This window comes from Pasteuria ramosa, assembly GCF_056496785.1.
Genome location: NZ_CP143099.1, coordinates 1210132 through 1232560, shown reverse-complemented (window position 1 = coordinate 1232560; position 22429 = coordinate 1210132). Strand labels below are relative to the sequence as shown.

Below are 22429 nucleotides of genomic sequence, written 5' to 3'. Positions count from 1 at the left end.
CATTATAAACATATATCATCATCTAATGTCTGTAAAAAATGACTTAAAAGCAAACCACGTAAGCAGTTTACATGCTTTGTTTCCATCCACAAAGAAGATATTGGTTTGTCTGTTACCATAGCGAGCGCATGTTCTGTAGTTGTCACATTTAAACCGATACCGATAATATAAAAAAGCCCTTTGAGCTCAACCAATATACCGGCTACCTTCTTATAGTTCATATACAAGTCATTCGGAAAAACAACTTGGACTTTTTGTTGCACTAAAAACATAATAGTTTTAGCTAAAATCTGCGCCATATAGTAAGGTAAATGACACGTAGAAGGAACACTTTCACGATGTAAAGAAAAACTAAATGTAAGTGCTGTATATCCAAATGTACGCCATAAATGCCCAAGACGTCCACGTCCATGGGTTTGATAATTAGCTATCACAAGAATATTTTTCAGCCCATCATGATGCTGCTTTAAATAATCGACCACAGTATCTTGGGTTGAAATCACCTCATTCAAATAACTAATTATCAATTTTTCTTTCAGAGCTGGTGAAATGACAAGATCATGCATTTGAACAGCATTGCTCAAAATATAATTGCTCTCCTTTAGTTAATAAAGTATCCTTATCATTAGCCAGAACACCTAAAGCAACATCATAAAACAGCTGCTGTAAAATGGAACCCATAAAAGGGCCAGGCGCTACTTTTAAGCGAGCTAAAAGTTCTTTACCATCGATAGCTAATGATGATAAATTATGTATTTTCAATAAAAAAAACCAAGTCGTTATCTCTTCTTGAATATTATTATCAGACATAATCAATCCTAGAGCCTGAGCTAATAAAGACCCTTTTTTGACTATCGCAAGGCCATATTTAAGCAATAAAGGTTGAACGTGGTCTTTGGTAAACGGTTGCAAATGATGTACAAGCGTACATTGCAACGTAATTTTTTTTTGCTTCAATCGAGAAAATTTTAAAGCCGCTACCTGACCAGATAAATTTGTAATATAAAATAAGTTTAAAAATAAACCCCAACAAACATCACTATCTTTACACAAACTAAATTTACCTAATAAATCCCCATAATCATCCTTAAGTCGCCAATTAGCAAACGGCAATAATGTTTGATGTAATTTACAATCAAAAAAAATACGCAAACCCGAAACTGGATCCGTAGATTGCCATATTTTCTCGAATTCAGCAACTGTTCTTTCAACCGAAACATGGCGACATAGTTCTCGATGTTGTAAAATAGCCTTCTGTACACTAGGTACCAAACACATATTTAACTGAGCTACAAAACGCGCTGCCCGAACCATACGCAAAGCATCTTCAGAAAAACGATCCGCAGCGATCCCTACAGTACGCAAACAACGATGTTCTAAATCAACTTGTCCACCAAAATAATCATATAGATGACCTCGAACATCCATTGCCATTGCATTAACCGTAAAATCACGCCTAGCTAAATCATGACGCAATGAAGTCACAAAAGTTACATACTTAGGACGACGATTATCGTCATAAGCACCTTCAACACGAAATGTTGTCACTTCAAAAAAACATTTATCCACACCAACCATAACTGTACCATGCTTTAATCCAACAGGTATATTATGCGGAAAAAGAGATTGCACATCATTAGGTGTAGCAGAAGTCGCTACATCATAATCGATAGGCAAACAACCACGCAACATGTCACGCACACAACCACCGACAAAATAAGCCTCAAAACCAGCTTGTTCAAGCCGTTTTAATACATAAATCCCAGCCTGTTTTTTGTCACCATCAAAAAAATGATCATTCATAATGTGATCAAATGCTCCAATCCATAAACTAAACGATCTAAATAACCTACACGTTCAATCGCTAACTTTACACCAGGCATAAAAGAAAAACGTTGCGTCGCATCATGTTGCAATGTTAATAACTGGCCAAAACCACTTAAATAAATTCGGTGATGAGCTACAAGACCAGGAAAACGAAAACTATTGATCTTAACCCCTTTATAAACACCATTATCATCATAAGTCTTAGCGGTTAAGCCCCCAGATTCATCCATCATATCAACCAACTTGAGAGCTGTCCCTGAAGGCGCATCCAATTTCTTATCATGGTGTGTTTCGGTAATCGCTACATGTGGTAAATAACGCACAGCATCAGCAGCAAACATCCCAATAAGTACAGCACCAATAGCAAAATTAGGTACAATAATACCTCCTAAACCAATATCTTTGTACTTAGCACCAAATTCATTTAAAATAACTTCTGTTACACCCGAGGTCCCTATAATGGGACAAACATTATGACGCAAAGCCAACATAAGATTTTGTTTTACCAAATGAGGTATTGTAAAATCAACTAAAACATCGCAATCTACGGAACTTAAAGCTTCTTCTACACTGCCTATGAACTTAAGACCCTCAACGCCTACACTTTGACCAGCTTTGGAGGGTGAAACAGCTGCTACTAAACTAAAAGTAGGATTTTTTGCTATGAGTTGTGTAACAATCTTTCCCATACGTCCACTCGCACCAGCTAAAACAACTGCTATCGTTATCGCAAACACCCTCTACCAACAAATTTACACTAACAAATAAACGAAAAAGTGAGCTTAGCAACTACATGGTAGCTGATTATGCTCATGAGTGCAAATAACAAAATCTCAAAAAAATTATATGAATTAAATTTAATATTTTTAAATTTACATTTATATTAATCCGGTGTATTATTAAGATTAATTATAGATATTAAATTTAATCATTAGGAAAATATCAAAATCATAAAAAAATATAAATAATTAAACTTATAAATAAAAACACATTACATCATAAGCAAATATTTAATATGTAAGAAAATGAAGTTTGAAAAAAAATAAAATTAGCCCAAAACATAGACTTAATTATAATTTAAAGATATAATTTAAATTATAAATTTATTTATTATTTAAAAATTTACGAATAACTAACTAAACCGTTTATTAATTATAAATTCAAAAAAATATAAATTTAAAAAATAAATTTAAAAAACTTAATAGAAATATTTTGTATTTTTTAATAAAATAATAAAATTAAAATATTAAGGCAAGCTAGATAACCTTAGTCGATAGGAGTGAGCATATATTGTCTAAATTCACGAAAAAAAACTTACAAACACTTGTCATGACCACAATTCTATTATCTTTAATGGGCTTAGGAGGATATACTCTCTACAATAAAAGCGCCAAAGAGACGGTTCAATCTACAGATAAAGTAAAAGAAGAAAATAAAAACTTAGAGGTAGATGAAACACAGTTAACATGTATAGGTAAAGAAGATGCTCCAACAACCTTAACAGAATTCACCTCTTTCTCTTGTCCTATGTGCAAAACATTCCATGAAGAAAAAATGAAAAAAATTAAAGAAGAATATATCGATACAGGAAAAGTTAAACTTTGCATCATCCCTGTAAATATTTCATCATACCCTCTAGATATGAAGCTACTAACCTTTGCTAAAATGGTAATGGACATAGATAAATCATTGTACGTACCACTAGCAGACGCTTTATACAGCAACCATGATAAATTTGAAAAAATCACTGAAGAAATCCGCAATGATAACCGTATAAAAGAAATAAGTCAAAAAGCCAAAAATCAAACAAGTGATACACCGGAGAATAAAGAAAAGATACAAAAAGAAACTTTAGAACTATTTAGTGAATTCATGAAAATTGAACAAGAATTACACAAAGAAAAAACATACCCCTTCCTAAAAGAACTACTGAATAAAATCGTTCCTGAAGAAAACAGAAATAACGAAAAGTTTAAAAACTTAGTTGAATTCTTAGATAAAGGCGATAAAGAAATACCAAAAGACATTGAAACAGCCATAAAAAAAGATGAAGAATATACAAACAAACATATAAAAGGTGCACCAAGCTTCTATATTGACAATAAAAAAGTTGAATTAAAAGATGTAGAAAAAACACTTGAAGAAAAAGTTAAATAAATCGAATAATAAAAAAGAAAAAAAAGAACAGTTAAAACTGTTCTTTTTTTTCTTTTTTATTCCATCTCTTTGAACACTTTGGTAAAGCAAAAACGAGCAAAAAGATCACAAATAAAAAAGCTAACAATGATAACAATGGAATCGTTATCCAACTAACCCCAACTAAAGTAGCTAACTTGTCCTTAGAACATGAAACAAGATCTCCAAGCTTACATTCCATATTACGAAAATACGGAATATGGATCTTTAAAAGATGAAAAATGGCAACCGAAGAACCTAAGGTAGCAAGCCAAATAATATAGCTAACAATCAAACGTTGTTTATAAAAAAAACCAAGACCCAATAAAAGCACAATAGGAAACATAAAAACTCTCTGCCACCAACACAAATGACAAGGTGGCCAATTTAAGATATCACTCATGTACATACTTATCGTACTAGCTATTAAAGTAAACAAAAAAGAAATTAGTATCCCATAATTGTATAGAAAATAACGACATGTTGTTATCATTAAAATACACCACTTATTTTAATTTATCTTCAATCGCTTTTTGAACATCAGCCCAATTCATCCGCTTATCTCCCATTTCAACACCATCAATAAACAACTTAGGTACCTCTTTTAAATTAGCAAAAGCATCCTTATTAGCTTTATAACCATCAAGATATTTTTCAAAAACCTGATCATATTTAATATTTGGCGCATCCATAGAACCTGTCTCTTCAATACGATCAAACCACTCATCAAAAGTAGCTATTACACCTGGATCAATTACTACACGCCCTATAAGCAATCGTATCTTTTTTATAAAAGGCACAATATATTTATTATGTAAAATATCCATGGCCTTCTTATGAAGATCACTTGTACTTAAATTAAATTGCTGCATTTGATTAAATAAATTCTGCTTATCTTCTTCATTAACTTGTTCCCCGGAATCTTCATTTTCTTTTAATTTCTTCATTTTATTAAAAGAATCATTAAAACGCTCAACCAAAACCAAAAACTCTTTGTCTATCTTTTTAAGTTGATCAATCTCTTTATCAGTATAACTGATTTTTAATTCATCTTGCGATTTATATATTAAAGACAAAAAATGCCAATACTCATCCTTTAAACCCTGAAGCCAAAGTGACTTAGACAAAAAATCTAAATTATTTTCTAAAAACCGCTTATAATGTTTTGTCGTTAAAAAACTCAGTGATAAAAAATAATATTTAACCTTCCCGGTATCAATATAATTTTCTTTAATTTTACTATAAATATTCCTATGCAATTCACGACAATACTCACACAATAAATCTGAAACAACCAAAACTTTAACAGGTGCATCATCAGAACCCATATACGGCACAAAATTATAATCAAAACTCGCAGGCAATTCCATTTTATTATCTCTAGAATGATCATTATATTTATCTTTATCAACAGAAGGTTCTTTATTATCAGGCGCGTAAATAAAAAATACACCTACAAATATAAAAATAAATAATAAGGTGCCGATGATCATCATTTGTAATTTTTTCTTATAATTCAACCTAGACAAGCTCATCTCCACCTTGAAATATATTAAAATATCAAAAAAAGAAAAATAATAACAATGAAAAAATAATATATAAACAAATAATTAAATATATTACAAAAAATGTTAAACACATTTCAAATAATTATATTAAATAAGCACTTCATATTTTACCATAATAAACATCATTCAAGCAAATACAATACTAAAAAACATAATAAATATCAAAATGTCTAAAAAAGATTAATATATCGGAATAAAAGAGCTGAGATAAAAAATACCATAACATACCATGTTAAAACCTATAAAAAAACTTTAAATATAAACAAAAATGTTGTATTATATAGATAACAATATAGATAAAATTTTATAAATAATCAATATATAGATTCTTATAATAAATATCGATAATAAATAAAGGTAATAGATATTGATAATAAATGTCGAAAAACCATTATTAAGTTAGTTTAAAATACAGCTTATAAAAAACAAAAAATATAAGGAAGAACCTACAAAGCAAAAAGACTAAAAAAAGCTTAAAAAAAAGCATCTAGACTAACAAGAAAGCCTATAACAAAATAAACAAAATAATTAACTTATATCAAAAAAACAAAAAACAAAAATTATTTAATTTAAAGCTATAATTATAATCAAAATAAAAAATCATAAAAGGAGAGAAAATATTATGAATAAAACAAATAAAACAAATATTTTTATTTCAATCACCATGATGTCTATTGGGGTAATGCCATTTATAACTCAAGCTTATGCAATAGAAAATACTGAAACAAAAACATAAGAACCCACAATAACATATACTACACCGGTAACAACAGCAGATAAGGCACAAACTACGCCTGGTAGTACGTGTTGCAATCAATCACAAATTAATCATAAACCAGATCAAGCCCAAGATCACTCTAATACAAAATCTAATGATAATTCCATGAATATAAGCTCAGAAAAAAAAGCAACTTCTATTCCTGAAGCTTTTAAAAAAGAAGGTATCTCTGGAGCTGCAACATATATTATAAATATATGTACAAAAGGTATACATGATGGTTTAGATACTATGAAAAACCATCTAAAAATAAATATTTATGATAAAAATGACAATAATGGCGATAAAAATAAAAATGGTCAAGGCAACCATACTCCATCGGAATCAAATAGAACAAAACGTAGTAGTATGGATAACCAAGGTAAATCTTCTAGAAACATAGGCGACGAAAAGAATTTTGATGAAGCTTTGAAACAAGTGAATCCTAACATCAAAAACCGCATCGAAGATTTCGACAAAGAAGCCAAAAAAACAGTTGAATATATGAGAAGCATTAATAAAATGGAACACAGGGTAAAAGTAATAACGAATGAGAAGGCCGAAATTATATTCCATATGAAATTAGATGCAAACGATAATACTACAAAAGTATCTGCGATGGATGCTTTTAAAGCCTGGCGTAATAGCCCCAATCATAACGACATTATAATGGCTACAGAGGAAGACTATGGTTTCTATATCGAACCAGAACCAGGTCCTGACAAAATAGTATATGCAGCTTTTTTTGGAAGAATAAAAGATATAAATAAAGTTAACTATTTAAGAAAGAATAAATATTAATTCAAAAAGAGGCTTTTAAAAAGCCTCTTTTTTATATATTTTTAATAATAAATAAATTAAAAATAAGGCTGCTAAATTACTCTAAAAATAAAAACTCTCTTTTGTATAAACACATAATACTAAAACTTATATTATAATAAAATTTTTAATTTAATTTTTGAAAATCAAAAATTATGGCCTATTTTTTTGGAAAGTACAGTTATATAGCTTGTCCAATATCCCATTTTAAATAGTGTTTAATAAACTAATTTAATAAACAAAAAACTATTATAATGGCTATTTTTGTTTTTAAATTACACCATTACTAATCGTCTATATTGATATTTCTGGACAAGTTCATCTCCAAATTGAAATATATTAAAATATAAAAAAATAAATATAAATATAAAAATGTCTAAAAAAACATTAATATATAAAAATGAAAAAGCTGAGATAAAAATACCATAACATACCATGTTAAAAACTCTAAAAAACCTTTAATTATAAACAGAAATGTTGTATTATATAGATAACAACATAAACAATATCGATGAAATTTTATAAATAATCAATATATAGATTCTTATAAAAAATCTCGATAATATATGTAGGTAATATATATTGAAAAAACATTATTAAGTTAGTTTAAAACGCAGCTTATAGAAAACAAAACAATAAAGGAAGAACCTCGAAAGCAAAAACGCTAAAAACAAGCTTAAAAAAAGCATCTAGACTAACAAGAAAGCCTATAACGAAATAAACAAAATAATTAACTTATATTAAAAAAAACAAAAATCATTTAATTTAAAACTATAAGTATAATCAAAATAAAAAATCATAAGAGGAGAGAAAATATTATGAATAAAACTAAAAAAAATAAAACAAATATTTTTATTTCAATCACAATTATGTCTATTGGGATAATGCCATTTATACCTCAAGCTTATGCAATAGAAACTACTGCACCAACATCTACTGCACCAACATCTACTGCACCAACATCTACTGCACCAACATCTACTGCACCAACATCTACTGCACCAACATCTACTGCACCAACATCTACTGCACCAACATCTACTACACCAACATCTACTGCACCAACATCTACTGCACCGGTAACAACAGCAATTAAGGCACAAAAAGCGCCTGGTAGTATGGGTAATCAATCCCCAATTAATAATAAACCAGATCAAGTCCAAAATCACTCTGATCCAACAGCAACTAATGCAAATCCCTTGGGACCAGCGAGCCCTAACAGTAATCCGCAGTCTAATGATAATTCAATGAATATAAGCCCAGACAAAAAAGCAACTTCTATTCCTGAAGCTTTTAAAAAAGACGGTATCTCTGGAGCTGCAACATATATTATAAATATATGCGCTAAAGGTATAAATGATAGTTTAGATACTATGAAAAATAATCTAAAAATAAATAATGATGATAAAAATAACAAAAATAATGGAGATACAAATAAAAATGGTCCAGGTGACAATACTCCATCGGAATCAAATAGAGACAAAAGTAATGTTGCTAACAGCTCTGAAGAAAACAAAGGTGAAGAAAACAAAGGTGAAGAAAAAAAATCTTCTCGAAGCTTTGATAAAGATATAGCTCCAGTAAAAACTTTTGAGGAAGGTTTGAAAAAAATAAATAGCAAAATAACAAAAAGGACCGCAAATCTAGACGCTGAAGCCAAAAAAAGTGTTGAGCATATGATAAGCAAGGGTCAGATGGTCCACAGAATACCAATAGTTACAACTATGTGGGAAAATGTATACTATAAATCAGGCGGCGAGATAAATACACAATCTGAAATAGATGCTTTGAAAGGATGGTATGAAAGCGACGGTCATTATAAAGCTTTCATGAATACCGATGGGGAATATGGTTTCAATATAGCTAAAGCACCGAACGGCACTATATATGCCGCTTATATCGGTAAAAATAAACAAACTAAATGATAAAAAGAAAACAATTTATTTATAATATATAATTTAATCAATATTTTATTATTAAATCGAAATAATATAAATTAATTAAAAAGGAGGCTTTTAAAAAGTCTCTCTTTTATATATTCAAAACATAAAATATAGAATATAAAATAGAAAATATATATTTAAAAATCAAAAATACTTTACTAATCTTAGAATGTGTACGAAAATACTGATATAGACAATTAGTAAATGGTATTTATAGCTCTTTTTAAAGTTTTATTAAAAAAACTTAAAATTAAAAATCATGCCTTTGATATATTACCAATATATCCTAAATAATGTTTTTATTATATCTATATATTATTAATATCTTTATGATATATCCGGATTAAAATAACAATATTTTTTATGTTTTAAAACTATTTAAAGAATTTAAACAAAAAAATAGCAATTATCATAGCGTTTAATGAATGCTCTGTACATGCCGGAAAATGCAGTAAAAAATTTTAGATTAGCTTTTAAGAATAAAATCAGGTATAAAAATAGAAATATATTTCTCCTATGTGTAAGATATAATTGCCAAAAATAAACCAAACGGAGTAGAAAAAGGATGTCTAATAAAAATAATTTAATATAAAAAGAGAATTTGAGCAAATGTTTTAAAGAATGGAAGTTATCAATCTATTTTACCAAGCCTTATTTAAATAATATTACAAATATATGCTAAATGGAATATTATCTGATGGTTTTAAAGGTACATTGACAGATATTAATCGTGAAAGCTTTCATAATAAGCATCATTGATATGCTTTAAAAAGTTAAATGGTGTTACGAATTTTTAAAAAGAATAGTTCGTCAAATTTCTTATGAGGAAATCCAGACGTAAGCTCAGAAAAATGAACAACCAATCTTTTGTATAATTGACGATACTCTCTGTAGAAAAAAAGTCCTAGTCACAGGCTGTTAATTCTATAGAAGGAGCTAGTTGTCATTATTCTTCATTAGATAAAAAACAAGGTTATGGTCATGCTGTTGTTAAAGCGCTGCTGCGTACAGGGGATTTGATATATACATTCGCTACAGAAAGATATGTCCCTCAAAAAAAAAAAAAAAACAAAGGAAAAAACAAAAGAAAATAATAAATTTAATATAGTTGTTGATATAATTAAATAATTTACTTAATTATATCAAAAAAATATATTTTTTTGATAGATTTTTAGTATACTGCAAAATCAATGTTTGATACAAATGCTCAAAAAGATTGCAATGTGATTGCTGGATTAAAAACCAATCGTCTTTTTTATCCACAAGAAGAAGAAAATAAAAAACATTAACCAAGAGACGGTCTATAAAGCATCTTGGTTAATGTTTTTTATTATATTGGAAAATTAAAAATAAAAATATAAAATAATAAAAAAAATTTATAAAAAAATAATAACCAACTAAAAAATATTAAAAACGACATAAATAACGCTCATACTATATTAACATTTTTTACATCAAATATAAATATTTACAAAAAAAGATATTTAAATAAATATATAAAATAATTTCTAATATATATTTCTAAAAAGATTAAAATATATATAGACTAAACTTTATTTTTAGTCTATAATCATATTTATCGCATAAACTTAATATTATATTTTTTCAGAATATTAAGTTTATTTTCATCAAAATACCATATTGTACTCTAATAACAAAAAGGATTGGATACCCATTATGGATAAAATAAAACAATTTATTATTATATTAATTATGATGTTAATGATTACAACTAACTTCATAGCTAATGCTAATGAAAAAATAATGAACAATCATAATATTACCCAACAAAAAAGCTTAGCTATGGAAGAAAATATGGAAGAAAATATGGAAGAAAATAATGAACCATCTTCTATTATAGAAGCTTTTTCTAAATACGGAATATATGATGGTATAAAATATATCGCAAAAAGAATAAAAAATCTTATATCTCATGATAGTGGTTTTTCAAAAAACAAACCTGATGCAAGCCCCAATCTATCTCAAAATCTCACAGTTCCTAAATATCCCTATGTTCCTAATCAGGTTATGAAACCACAACATAATCAGGGTATAGGAAACCAACATACTTCTTACCATAATCAGGGTATAGGAAACCAACATACTTCTTACCATAATCAGGGTATAGGAAACCAACATACTTCTTACCATAATCAGGATATGGGAAAACCACATACTCCTTACCCTACTCAGGATATGGGAAAACCACATACTCCTTACCCTACTCAGTATATGGGAAAACCACATACTCCTTACCCTACTCAGGATATGAGAAAACCACATACTCCTTACCCTACTCAGTATATGGGAAAACCACATACATATTACCATAATCAGGATATGGGAAAACCACATACTCCTTACCCTACTCAGGGTATAAAACACCAAAGCACTTATCATACTAGAGATAATTATAAACATAGCAATAATAACAACGTTTTTGATAAAGGAATTAGAATGATAAACCCCCAATTGACAAGAAGAAATTCATATCTAGATATGGAAGCAAAAAAATCAGTGGAATATCAGATATATTACAATAGAAATAAACCGTGTAATACATTCACAAATAAAATAAACCATTTCTTTAATTCTTTCTTGAAACACCGTAAAGAATTAAATGGCGTTTTGCTAGAAAATATAGCATACAAACAAGGTCCTCCAATGACTGAGTATGAAGCTTTAGAAATGTGGCATGAAAGCCCTGGGCATTATCAAGCTATTATGAATAGTGCTGACGAATACGGCTTTTATATTTCTAAAAGTTCCGCTCCTAATGATTGCGACAGAACATATGCTGCTTTCATAGGTAAACCAAAGCCTCCAATATGGCATTAATAATAGAATATATCTAAAAAGGAAAAAAGACCTTGTAAGGTCTTTTTTTCATTGATTAATATTTATTTTTATTCTATAATTAGCTAAGTTTAAAAAAATTAATTCTTGTTTATTTTTAAGAATGTCTTTTTGTTGTTTTATTAAAAAATAAATACTGTCTATTATATATTAAATGAAAACTTATAAAAAAGGAAAAATTTATTATGAACCAAAAAAAATATATCCCTAGCTACAAAAAAATATTTTGTTTAGTAACATCTATATTATCCATAGGATATTCAACATCATTAGCAATCGAAAATACAACATCATATAAACAACCGATATATCAACAGTTTTATAAATATCAAAATTTTTATATATCTACCAGTTATTACCCTAAAAGAAGCTGCACTAAGAAAACAAAAGTACATAATACTTCTAAACATCGCGAAGAAATAGATCCTACATATAAGAAAATACATTCTAGTCATTTTAAACCACATAGGTGAACAATCTAATATAAAATTATATTTTTGTTAAAATTGTTAAAAAAGCACTAATACATAGACGTTTTTAAAAATAAATAACATAATAATATTATAACTAATGCAAATTAAAAAGAGGCCTATTTAAATGGCCTCTTTTTAATTTATGCTGCTTGTTTTGCTGCATCTGCTAATTTAGCAAAAGCAACTTGGTCACTTACAGCTAATTCAGCTAACATTTTACGGTTCAATAAAATACCAGCTTTTTGCAAACCAGAAATCAAACGGCTATAAGATAAGCCATGTTGACGCGCAGCAGCATTAATACGAATAATCCAAAGCTTACGAAAATCACGCTTCTTACACCGGCGATCACGGTAAGCATAGCACAGTGATTTTGTCACCTGACGCTTTGCTATTTTGAATGAACGACTCCGTGTACCATAATAACCTTTAGCTAATTTCAACACACGTTTACGGCGTTTTCTCGCCAAATTACCTATTTTAACACGTGACACCTATAACAACCTCCTCTCTATACTAACCGGGTAGCATCGCTTTCAAACGACCCATATCTGACTTAGAAACCATTGATCCACTTCTTAAACGACGACGTCGATCAGAATTCTTATGACCTAAAAGATGACTTGTTCCAGCACAACTGCGCTTAAACTTCCCAGAAGCTGTTTTTTTAAATCTTTTAGCAGCTGATTTTCGTGTCTTTATCTTAAATTTAGCCAAAACTACTCTTCCTCCTTTGGCCGTTTTTGCTTGGTACCCTGAGGCAACACTTGCGCTTTAGGAGATAAAATCATAATCATCTGACGCCCTTCAATACGAGGTCGACATTCGACTTCACACACGTCACATACCAGTTCTGCCATTTTTGATAAAAGGGGAAAACCTTTATCACGATGTGCAAACTCTCTACCTCTAAAACGGATCGACATCTTAACTTTATCACCATTAGAAAGAAATCGCTGCATCTGACTCAACTTTGTATTAATATCATTTTCACTGATAAAAGGACTTAGCCAAACTTCCTTCATCCTCATTACGCGTTGATTCCGACGTGCTTCCTTATCCCGCTTATTCTGCTCATATCGATATTTTCCATAATCCAAGATACGGCAAACCGGGGGATCAGCCTGCGGAGCAACGTTCACCAGATCGAGCTTGGCCTTTCTAGATAGTTCTAATGCCTCTTTAAGTGAGCAAATCCCTAATTGCTCACCACTATCTGAAATTAAACGGACTCTACTAGCACGTATGGCCTCATTAAGCTGGTGCTGTTGTTCCTTGCTTATAACCCGAACACCTCCGAAAAAATGTAATTCAAACAATAAAACATAAGTACATGGATGCTAAAAAGCAATCCCCTAAAATAATTTAACCTTTTTTTGAAGATAAAAAGCTAATTTAACATCTCATTACATCAAAAAATAAATCCAACCATATCAAAGGCTAATATTTTTCAAAAAATAGTTGATGATATATCGAAAAAGACAAAAATAATCCGAGAATAAGCAAAACAATCTCCAAGTTATTCTAACACGTTCATATTAATGCTTCAACGTATACCTTAATGGTATTACAACATACATAATATAATAATAGTCTTTATTTATGAATGATCTTCATCAGATAGTGATCTATTTTCATTAATTAAATGTAATGTCTTCATAAAATCATCAATGGATGTACTAAACTGACGCCTTGGTTTACGTTGGCGAACATTTATCAGGTTTTGCGCCATTTCCTTTTCACCTATGACAATGAGAAATGGTATCTTTTGTTTTTCACCTTCTAAAACCTTATAACTGAGCTTCTCTTCTCTAGCATCTAATACTGTCCTAAAATGGGATACTTTAAAAGCCTGCTCAATCCTTTGAGCATATGGTATCACAGATGGTGCAATAGACAAAATCTTAATTTGTATAGGAGCTAACCAAAAAGGAAAAGATCCTCCAAAATGTTCGATCAAAATAGCTAAAAAACGATCTAATGATCCAGAAATAGCGCGATGAATTACAACAGGTCGATGCGGTTTATTATCAGCACCCGTATATGAAAGATCAAATTTCTGTGGTAATTGAAAATCTAACTGGATGGTAGCGCACTGATGCCTTCGACGCAAAGCATCCTGAATAAAAATATCGATTTTGGGACCATAGAAAGCACCTTCACCTTCACAAATACGATAATCAGTACCTGTCCGATCTAAAACATTTTTTAAAGCAAATTCCGCTTTATCCCATAAAGAAACTTCACCCATAAAAGATACAGGACGTGTCGATAGCTCAAAAGAATAAGAAAAACCAAAAATACCATAAACTTCATCAATCAATTTTAAAACATGGGTAATTTCCTCTTCTAATTGATCCTCAGCGAGAAAAATATGCGCATCATCTTGTGTAAAAGTCCTTACGCGTAACAACCCACCTAAAGCACCTGATAATTCATTCCTATGTACCTGCCCAAATTCTGACATACGCAAAGGGAGATCACGATAAGAACGCAATTTTTGCTTAAAAATCAACATATGACCAGGACAATTCATAGGCTTTAACGCAAAGCGCGTACCGCCAGCTTCCGTAAAATACATATCATCTGCATAATGTTCCATATGCCCTGATTTTTCCCACAAACTCTCATTAAGCAACGTAGGTGTACGAACCTCTTGATAACCAACACGATCTTGTAATTCGCGGATCATATTCTCTAATTGATGACGCACAATAACACCATGGGGTAAGTATACAGGCATACCGGGTGCTTCAGAAAAAAAAGCAAACAATTGTAAATCTTTACCCACCCTACGATGATCTCTTTTTTTAGCTTCCTCACGAAAATGCAAATATGTCTGCAATTCTTTCTTCGTCGAGAAAGCAGTACCATAAATACGTTGTAACATAGGTCGATCAATTTGACCTCGCCAATAAGCTCCTGCTACACTCAACAACGTAAATGCCTTCACATAAGATGTTTTAGGCAAATGTGGACCCCTACATAAATCAACAAATTCACCTTGGTGATAAACAGAAATTGTTTCTTCAAGTGGCAAATCATTAATTAATTCTAATTTCAAATAATCATCTGCAAATAATGCCAAAGCTTCATCTTTCGTCAATTCTCGACGCACAATAGCATGGTCTTCTTTGATAATATCATTCATTATATCCTGTATATGAGGTAAACCATCATCATTAATCGAGAATTTTAAATCAATATCATAATAAAAACCTTCTTCAATCACAGGCCCTATACCTAATTTCACATCCTTATAAAGACGTCGCAAAGCTTGCGCTAAAATATGCGCCGTCGTATGACGATAAATCATCAAACCCTCAGGATCTTTCAAGGTAATAATACGCACCTTAGCATCACCAGGCACATAAGCAGATAAATCAAACAACTTATCATCCACCATACCAGCTAATGCTTCTTTAGCTAATTTTTTACCAATCGACACTGCAACATCACCAAAAGTAGGTCTTTGCTCATATACACGCTGAGAACCATCAGGCAAATAAAGATTAAAAGTCATATTTTACCTCCTATTCTAAAAAATAAAAACAAAATAAAAACAAAATAAAAACAAAATAAAAATTAAAAAACGAAAGCAAAGCAAAACTCAAATTTATAAAAAAGCCAAAATACATAAACGAATGGGCCAATATATCTAAAAGAATATCTTTTTTATTCTAACTAATAAAACAAATAAAGGTCAAGAAAGATATTTACTTGTATCAAAATAACCATAAAAACCAAAGCGCTAAAATCGGAAATAAAAACAATACAGGAAATAAAAACAATACAGGAAATAAAAACAATACAGGAAATAAAAACAATACAGGAAAAAAAGTAAATAAGGGTTTACGCCCCTATTTACTTTTTTTTTACTTTGTGCTTAACGTATTAAAAATTACATATTTCTAATAAAAATATGATCAAAAAAAACTTATAGGACAAACTTATGGAAAAATTCATTGTCTAGATATATATGGCATACCTTCCGCTACCGTCATAAAACGATAGCCTTTAGCTTGCAAAACCTCAATTGTCGCTTTTAAACCCGCTAACCAATTATCAGGATCTTTTCGTCTACCATCATGTAAGAGAATAATATCACCTGATTTTAAACGTTTAAGAATTGCTGATACCAATTTATAAGGATCTAAGGGAATAATATATTGTTCGGGTGAAGGATCATTACTCCATAAAATCATCTTTTTATGCAAAATATCTACAGCTTGTCTAAGTCCTTGATAATTCTGACCATATGGCGGGCGAAAGTAAACGCTTTCAGGAATACCGAGTTCTTTAAACAAATTATCTGTTTTTATAATATCATCTATCCAAACATCTGAGGATGTATCAGATTGATACTTTTTATGATAAAAAGAATGATTAGCTAGCTGATGTCCTTCTGCTAAAATGCGTTTTGCAATATGTGGATATTGGACTAAATTCTTTCCTGTAATAAAAAAAGTGGCTTTAATATTATAATTATTTAACAAATCCAACAGACGAGGTGTCCGTTCTTCTGAGGGACCATCATCAAATGTTAAGAAAACAATGGATTCTTGGGTGGGAAAATAACGAATAGCTATATCAGGATTAAAACCGAAAAAAATTAAATTAAACAATAAAATTGTCCCGCACAGGTAGCTCACACTACCTTCACCTCTTTATGAAATTAATCAAATCATCCCTCCTATACTATACCCTGTTTATCATATTTTTAATTTCGCAAGAAATGATTACAAAGCAACGCGTGTTTACGATCTAAACGCATGATAACCTCTACTAATAATTTGAACGCAGCTTCAACATCATCCTTATCAATTACAGAACTATGAGAATGAATATACCGTCCTAAAACACCGATCGTAGCTGCAGGTGCACCTAAGCCTACAAGATGTGCAGACCCTGTATCTGTAGCTCCTTGAGAATAAAAAAGTTGATGTGGTACATCTATATCTTTGGCTGTATCTAGGATAAAATCATGAAAAAAAGGCGGGGTAATCGTACGACGATCAAAAAAACGAATCGCTACGCCTTTACCTAATTTACCCCTACCATCAGATATTCCCGGGGTATCCCCCGCAGGCCCTACATCTACAGCTAAAACAACATCAGGTCGAATAAGATTAGTCATCACATGCGCACCACGTAATCCTACTTCTTCTTGTACTGTAGCTCCAGCATAAAGAATATTAGGATTTATGTAATTCTGCAAATATTCTAACAAAGCAATTACAAGCCCACAACCTAAACGATTATCCCAAGCCTTAGCTACTAAACGATCCCCTTTACCTAGGGTAGCACCCTTAGCATCAGGTAAAGCAACATCACCGAGACGGATACCCCAATCAATAACTTCCTGGTATGAAGAAGCACCGACATCTAAATAATAACGTTGCTTTTTATTCTGACCGCCTAAATGAGGCGGTATTGTACCAACAACAGCTAATAATCCTTCCTTCTGACTTCTAACTATCAAACGAAAACGCTGCGCAGGTAAAACAGCTGGATCCCATCCACCAAGGGGTTGAAAAGATAAAAAACCCACCTCATCAATCCCCGTAATCATCAAAGCAATCTCATCCAAATGAGCTATAACTAAAACCTTAGGACCCTGCTTATCACCTCGTTTTAAGCCAACAATCCCACCTAAACGATCTGTAATGATTTCATCTACATAACAGCTTAAAGATGTACGAAAAGCTTGGCGCATACTATCCTCAAAACCAGGAGCGCCATTTATCTCGGTCCAGTCTAATAAACGCTGCCAATTCAGAACCATCACCTCTTAAATACAAAATTTAAGAACTAGTAAAAAAAACCTTTAAACCTTCTTCCCAATTGGGTAAAACACCATATCCTTCATCTATCAAACGCTTGTTCTTTAATACTGAACAAGCCGGCCTTTGAACTTGATTTTTATAACAAGTCATTAATGGAGCCGCTTGATAATCTAACTTAAAAGGTTCAAACTCCATAATCTTATTAACCCACTGATAACGCGAACAACGCCCAGTATTCGTTACATGATAAATCCCATTTGCTTTACCGTAAATCAAATCAGCTATCTTAGCAACCACATGCGGAGCATAACTAGGTGTACCATACTCATCATTAGCAATCAAAAAAGGCATCTTTTGTGCAAAACGAGATCTTTGAAGCAAACGCGTGATAAAACTACGTCTACTACGCTGACCATACAACCAAGACGTCCTAATAACCAAATACCGTTCACATAAACGCGCAACCCATGTCTCACCTAAATATTTAGTCGAACCATAACGATATTTAGGATTAGGCGTATCTATTTCATCATATCCATCCGAAGAACGACCATCAAAAACATAACTCGTACTAATGTATACACACAAAATATTACGTTCAGCACATATATCAGCCAAAGCACGTGTCGAAGCAACATTTACCTGATAAGCTTTCAAAGGATCTAATTCACATAAATCAACATCCGTCAATGCTGCACAATGAATGATAACACTAACAGAAGCCTTATCAACTACCTGCGCTAACTTTTTCGTACACGTAATATCCAAATCATTCCTTCTTAAACCTTTAGCCTCAAAACGTCCATCCATTGCAAAATGTGTTAAAAAAGCCTGCCCTAACTGCCCTTCTGATCCTGTAATAAGTACATGCATACTACAAAAATTCCTCCTAAAAAGTAAGGATGCTTTTTATCTCTTGTGTTTAATTTATTCAAAAATAATAGGCAGGTGCGGGCAGACATTTAGATCAATAAATATATTAACATTTTTATTTAGAAAAATCATAAAATAACAAAATACGACTATACCCTAAACATCATTCAATAAATTCTTCTCTTCATACATTTGTTGTTGCCGCTCCATTTTAACCCATCGTCTAAAAATAACACCCATACAAATAATATATACTGCTTCTTGCGTCAATTTCATAATTAAACCACCCATCCGTTGATCAACAAGTGGTTCAAAAAAAGGGACAATCGTCGATGGATAACTACTAAATAATAATTCATCACTAAACGAAATAAGCACACAAACAGGAATTAACAAAACACTGTAACCAAGCAAAAGGGAAATACGCAACAAAGGAGCAAATTTCCTATTCCCAAATGGAGCTAAAATAGTAAAATATACACCAAGTGAAACTAGTAACAAAATCAGATGGGAAAAAATATGTAAAAAAGCCGACGACATAATAAGATCGAACACCAAAGGAATATGATATACCGATATCAACGCACTAAATAAAAACATCATAAATAATGGATGAACAAAAACTTTTAACACTTTAACTAAACGTTGCAAAAAATGAGGCGGCTTTTGTATAAAAACATGGTTTGTTAAACCAAAAACAAGTAATAAGGGAACGATAAAATAATGAATACTCATTTGTAGCATATGGATACTAAACGACTGATGCACTAAATCAGCTAATGGCCCAATAGAAACAATGAAATATATCGCTAAACCTGCATAAAAAGAAAAAACATGGTAAAACCTTAGGCTAGAAGATCTATCTTTGTAACGATAATACAAAAAAGCTATCACAATTAAAAATAAACCTAAAAAAATATCAGAAAAACTAAAAGGGAAATCATTAGCAGAATGTCCTATATGGCCCGTATGATCTTCCAAGAAATATCCCTCCATATATAAAAAATATATAATAAAAGACTAATTTAATATTACTTAGGCTAAAAACTGTCTCTGAAAAACCAAAAAAACATAATATATATAAGCAAATAAATACAGAACACAAAAAATAATTTAAACAATAAAAATAATTCTAAGTTTTATATCTGAAATCCAGTAAAATGTACGGGAGAAATTTTGTATTATGAAAAAAATATCCTATCTAAAATTATTGCACCTAATTAATGGAAAAACAAAACGTTTACCACTAATATACTTCCCGCATTCTATACTAAATTACGGCCAATATAAAACATTAGCCAGAACACATATCTATTTTTGGCAAGAAAAAGGAAATCATCTAAAACAAATAAAAGCCATAAATCATAAAAAAAATCATTTAGTAATTACACCACCAAAATTCAAATACGATAACTTGCTACCATACCAAACGGGTATAATTATCACAAAAAATCCGTATATGGCTTTTTTTAAACTAGCCAACTGGAGTTATAAACATTATAACCCAAAAGTAATAGCAATTTCAGGAAGTTCTGGTAAAACAACAACAACAGCTATGGTAGCAGAGATCTTCAAAACACAAGAACCCTTCATTCAAACAGAAAATAACTTAAACACACTCTTTTTTTTACCCCTGTATTTACATCAAATAAGCAAAAAACATAAATACCTAATATTAGAAATGGGCATGAAATCAAAAGGAACCATCCGAACACAATGTAAAATAGTTAAACCACAACTCGCAGCTATTACAAATGTAAGCGAAGCACATGCTGGACAATTAGGAAGTCTCCAGGGCATAGCAATGGCAAAACAAGAACTTGTCGAAGGATTACATAAAAACAGTATCCTCTTCGTCAATGCAGATGATCCCGGAACAAAAAAACTAATTTTAAATAAAGCACCAGGTATCGTTAAAACATTCGGTATCCAAACACCATCCGATATCCAAGGCGAAAATATTGAACAATTACAAAAAGGCATATCATTCGATGTTAAAATAAACGAAACAAATTATCCTTTCCAATTAAAAACCTATGGCATACACAACGTTTACAACGCTTTAGCAGCCATAGGAATTGGAATAACATGTGATATAGATATGGAAACCATACAAAAAGCTCTCGCTAATTTTAAACCCCCTCAAATGCGCTTACAAATGATACTAGGTAAACGCGGCGAAATCTTAATCAACGATGCCTGGAACGCAAATCCCACAAGCACAATAGCAGGTTTAGAAGTTTTAAAACACATCGGTAAAAATCAATATAAAATAGCCGTCATCGGTGATATGTTAGCTCTAGGCAAATTAACATACCAAGGACATAAAAAAGTCGGTCAATACATCAAAACAACAGGCATTTCTCACCTCATAATCTATGGTAAATACAGCCCAATAATAGCTCATGAAGCAATCAACAAAGGTTTCGACCCACTAAATATAACCAAAGCAAAAAATCATGCTCAAATCTTAACTAAAATTCAATCACTACCAAAAAAATCAATTATATATTTCAAAGCATCACGTTTACTTCACTTAGAACATATCATCAACAAACTAAAAAAAATGCCTAAAAATATAACAAATAAGGTACTTGTGCCTAAATACAGTATAGGCAATTAATATAAATAATTATTATTTATTGTAATTTCTAAAAATTTATTAAAAAAATAAAATCAAAAAACATAGTTATCTATTCTTGTTTATAAGTTATATTGTTATAATTATCTGAATAAACTTGCAAATATTATATCTATTATTATCGTGATTTTATCACTATATTGAAATTTAGAAAAAGATAAATTTTTGTGTGTTTATATATTTAAAATTAAAATTTAATGTATTTAAAAAAAGAAAAAACAACACTATTATTAAATTTTGTTGTTTTTTTGCTATGTTTATATTAATATTAAGATAAAATTTAACATATAAAAAAATATAAAAAATATGTCTGATATTAAAAAAGATATCTAAAGTATGAAGAGCCTGTCCGAGAACCAATTTCAAGATAGTCTAAGAACCTAATAAAATGCTCTATAATAATGGATATTTTTTCATTTAAATCGCATCATCAACAATCGACTATACTAATATTTATAGGCAATTACTATGAAAAAATAAAATCTATCAAAATGAAAGCATGTAATAAAGAAAATCCTGAGAATATGAAAAAATATTTACCTAGCTTAATCTATAATAGATTTGTCATAGATGTTATATGCACATTAAAAGTCCTAAAACAAATTATAAAACCGATTTATCTAAAAAGAAAAAACAAACAGATAAGGAAACTTAAATTTATGATAAAAATACAAAGATTTATTCGAAATATTATCCTCATTCTAGCATAAA

General features: G+C 30.6%; 18 protein-coding genes. 5 read left to right on the top strand and 13 right to left on the bottom strand.

Annotation, left to right across the window (positions count from 1 at the left end):
* Positions 1 to 2: 2 nt before the first annotated feature.
* The 3 genes from VS182_RS05340 to dapB are packed head-to-tail and all read right to left on the bottom strand — an operon-like array spanning position 3 to position 2564.
* The gene (locus VS182_RS05340) at positions 3 to 584 is read right to left on the bottom strand and encodes a biotin--[acetyl-CoA-carboxylase] ligase (protein WP_479489010.1); all 582 of its coding nucleotides are present in this window, start codon (positions 582 to 584) and stop codon (positions 3 to 5) included.
* Positions 559 to 1803: a CCA tRNA nucleotidyltransferase gene (locus VS182_RS05335; RefSeq protein ID WP_479492412.1), complete on the bottom strand. Its 1245-nt coding sequence runs from the start codon at positions 1801 to 1803 to the stop codon at positions 559 to 561. The genes VS182_RS05340 and VS182_RS05335 overlap by 26 nt, the downstream gene beginning before the upstream one ends.
* Positions 1800 to 2564: a 4-hydroxy-tetrahydrodipicolinate reductase gene (gene dapB / locus VS182_RS05330; protein ID WP_479484135.1), complete on the bottom strand. Its 765-nt coding sequence runs from the start codon at positions 2562 to 2564 to the stop codon at positions 1800 to 1802. The genes VS182_RS05335 and dapB overlap by 4 nt, the downstream gene beginning before the upstream one ends.
* Positions 2565 to 3117: 553 nt before the next feature.
* On the opposite strand from dapB, the gene VS182_RS05325 reads away from it, so the two are divergent.
* Positions 3118 to 3984 (top strand): thioredoxin domain-containing protein, encoded by an 867-nt coding sequence (locus VS182_RS05325; protein WP_479484134.1) that lies wholly within the window; start codon positions 3118 to 3120, stop codon positions 3982 to 3984.
* A gap of 31 nt (positions 3985 to 4015) precedes the next feature.
* Here VS182_RS05325 and VS182_RS05320 read toward each other — a convergent pair whose 3' ends face one another.
* Together VS182_RS05320 and VS182_RS05315 are read right to left on the bottom strand one after the other, a co-directional pair.
* Positions 4016 to 4441, bottom strand: coding sequence for a disulfide bond formation protein B (locus VS182_RS05320; protein ID WP_479484133.1), 426 nt, complete (start codon positions 4439 to 4441; stop codon positions 4016 to 4018).
* A 67-nt stretch (positions 4442 to 4508) separates the two neighbouring features.
* Positions 4509 to 5531 carry a thioredoxin domain-containing protein gene (locus VS182_RS05315; protein WP_479492411.1) on the bottom strand — a complete coding sequence of 341 codons (1023 nt, stop codon included), beginning with the start codon at positions 5529 to 5531 and terminating at the stop codon, positions 4509 to 4511.
* Positions 5532 to 6453: 922 nt separating this feature from the next.
* On the opposite strand from VS182_RS05315, the gene VS182_RS05310 reads away from it, so the two are divergent.
* The 3 genes from VS182_RS05310 to VS182_RS05300 all read left to right on the top strand — a co-directional run bounded on the left by VS182_RS05310 (position 6454) and on the right by VS182_RS05300 (position 11927).
* Entirely contained in the window at positions 6454 to 7128 is a 675-nt protein-coding gene (locus VS182_RS05310; protein WP_479489006.1) for a hypothetical protein, read from the top strand.
* An 836-nt stretch (positions 7129 to 7964) separates the two neighbouring features.
* Positions 7965 to 9071, top strand: coding sequence for a CAP domain-containing protein (locus tag VS182_RS05305; protein WP_479492410.1), 1107 nt, complete (start codon positions 7965 to 7967; stop codon positions 9069 to 9071).
* A 1695-nt stretch (positions 9072 to 10766) separates the two neighbouring features.
* Positions 10767 to 11927, top strand: a complete 1161-nt coding sequence (locus VS182_RS05300) for a hypothetical protein (RefSeq protein WP_479492409.1) — start codon at positions 10767 to 10769, stop codon at positions 11925 to 11927.
* A 631-nt stretch (positions 11928 to 12558) separates the two neighbouring features.
* Here VS182_RS05300 and rplT read toward each other — a convergent pair.
* The 8 genes from rplT to VS182_RS05260 form a co-directional block, all read right to left on the bottom strand.
* Positions 12559 to 12912: a 50S ribosomal protein L20 gene (gene rplT, locus VS182_RS05295; RefSeq protein ID WP_479484128.1), complete on the bottom strand. Its 354-nt coding sequence runs from the start codon at positions 12910 to 12912 to the stop codon at positions 12559 to 12561.
* 22 nt (positions 12913 to 12934) lie between these two features.
* Positions 12935 to 13135, bottom strand: coding sequence for a 50S ribosomal protein L35 (rpmI, locus tag VS182_RS05290; protein ID WP_479484127.1), 201 nt, complete (start codon positions 13133 to 13135; stop codon positions 12935 to 12937).
* Positions 13136 to 13137: 2 nt separating this feature from the next.
* On the bottom strand, positions 13138 to 13701 hold the full coding sequence (gene infC, locus VS182_RS05285; RefSeq protein ID WP_479489047.1) for a translation initiation factor IF-3: 564 nt from the start codon (positions 13699 to 13701) through the stop codon (positions 13138 to 13140).
* 317 nt (positions 13702 to 14018) lie between these two features.
* Positions 14019 to 15941 carry a threonine--tRNA ligase gene (gene thrS, locus VS182_RS05280; protein WP_479484125.1) on the bottom strand — a complete coding sequence of 641 codons (1923 nt, stop codon included), beginning with the start codon at positions 15939 to 15941 and terminating at the stop codon, positions 14019 to 14021.
* A gap of 439 nt (positions 15942 to 16380) precedes the next feature.
* Positions 16381 to 17043, bottom strand: a complete 663-nt coding sequence (locus tag VS182_RS05275) for a polysaccharide deacetylase family protein (RefSeq protein ID WP_479484124.1) — start codon at positions 17041 to 17043, stop codon at positions 16381 to 16383.
* A gap of 95 nt (positions 17044 to 17138) precedes the next feature.
* Positions 17139 to 18203 (bottom strand): M42 family metallopeptidase, encoded by a 1065-nt coding sequence (locus VS182_RS05270; protein WP_479484123.1) that lies wholly within the window; start codon positions 18201 to 18203, stop codon positions 17139 to 17141.
* A gap of 19 nt (positions 18204 to 18222) precedes the next feature.
* Complete coding sequence (gene rfbD / locus VS182_RS05265; protein WP_479484122.1) at positions 18223 to 19077, bottom strand: dTDP-4-dehydrorhamnose reductase; 855 nt, start codon at positions 19075 to 19077, stop codon at positions 18223 to 18225.
* 156 nt (positions 19078 to 19233) lie between these two features.
* Entirely contained in the window at positions 19234 to 20058 is an 825-nt protein-coding gene (locus VS182_RS05260) for a cytochrome c oxidase assembly protein (RefSeq protein ID WP_479489000.1), read from the bottom strand.
* Positions 20059 to 20260: 202 nt separating this feature from the next.
* Here VS182_RS05260 and VS182_RS05255 point away from each other — a divergent pair, with 202 nt between their 5' ends.
* Positions 20261 to 21700, top strand: a complete 1440-nt coding sequence (locus tag VS182_RS05255; RefSeq protein WP_479492408.1) for a UDP-N-acetylmuramoyl-tripeptide--D-alanyl-D-alanine ligase — start codon at positions 20261 to 20263, stop codon at positions 21698 to 21700.
* Positions 21701 to 22429: the final 729 nt, after the last annotated feature.

Bases quoted from the DNA above. Each gene is read 5' to 3' on its own strand.
- VS182_RS05335 (WP_479492412.1), bottom strand. From the start codon at position 1,803: ATGAATGATCATTTTTTTGATGGTGACAAAAAACAGGCTGGGATTTAT.
- VS182_RS05310 (WP_479489006.1), top strand. From the start codon at position 6,454: ATGAATATAAGCTCAGAAAAAAAAGCAACTTCTATTCCTGAAGCTTTT.
- VS182_RS05305 (WP_479492410.1), top strand. From the start codon at position 7,965: ATGAATAAAACTAAAAAAAATAAAACAAATATTTTTATTTCAATCACA.
- VS182_RS05300 (WP_479492409.1), top strand. From the start codon at position 10,767: ATGGATAAAATAAAACAATTTATTATTATATTAATTATGATGTTAATG.
- thrS (WP_479484125.1), bottom strand. From the start codon at position 15,941: ATGACTTTTAATCTTTATTTGCCTGATGGTTCTCAGCGTGTATATGAG.
- VS182_RS05270 (WP_479484123.1), bottom strand. From the start codon at position 18,203: ATGGTTCTGAATTGGCAGCGTTTATTAGACTGGACCGAGATAAATGGC.
- rfbD (WP_479484122.1), bottom strand. From the start codon at position 19,077: ATGCATGTACTTATTACAGGATCAGAAGGGCAGTTAGGGCAGGCTTTT.
- VS182_RS05255 (WP_479492408.1), top strand. From the start codon at position 20,261: ATGAAAAAAATATCCTATCTAAAATTATTGCACCTAATTAATGGAAAA.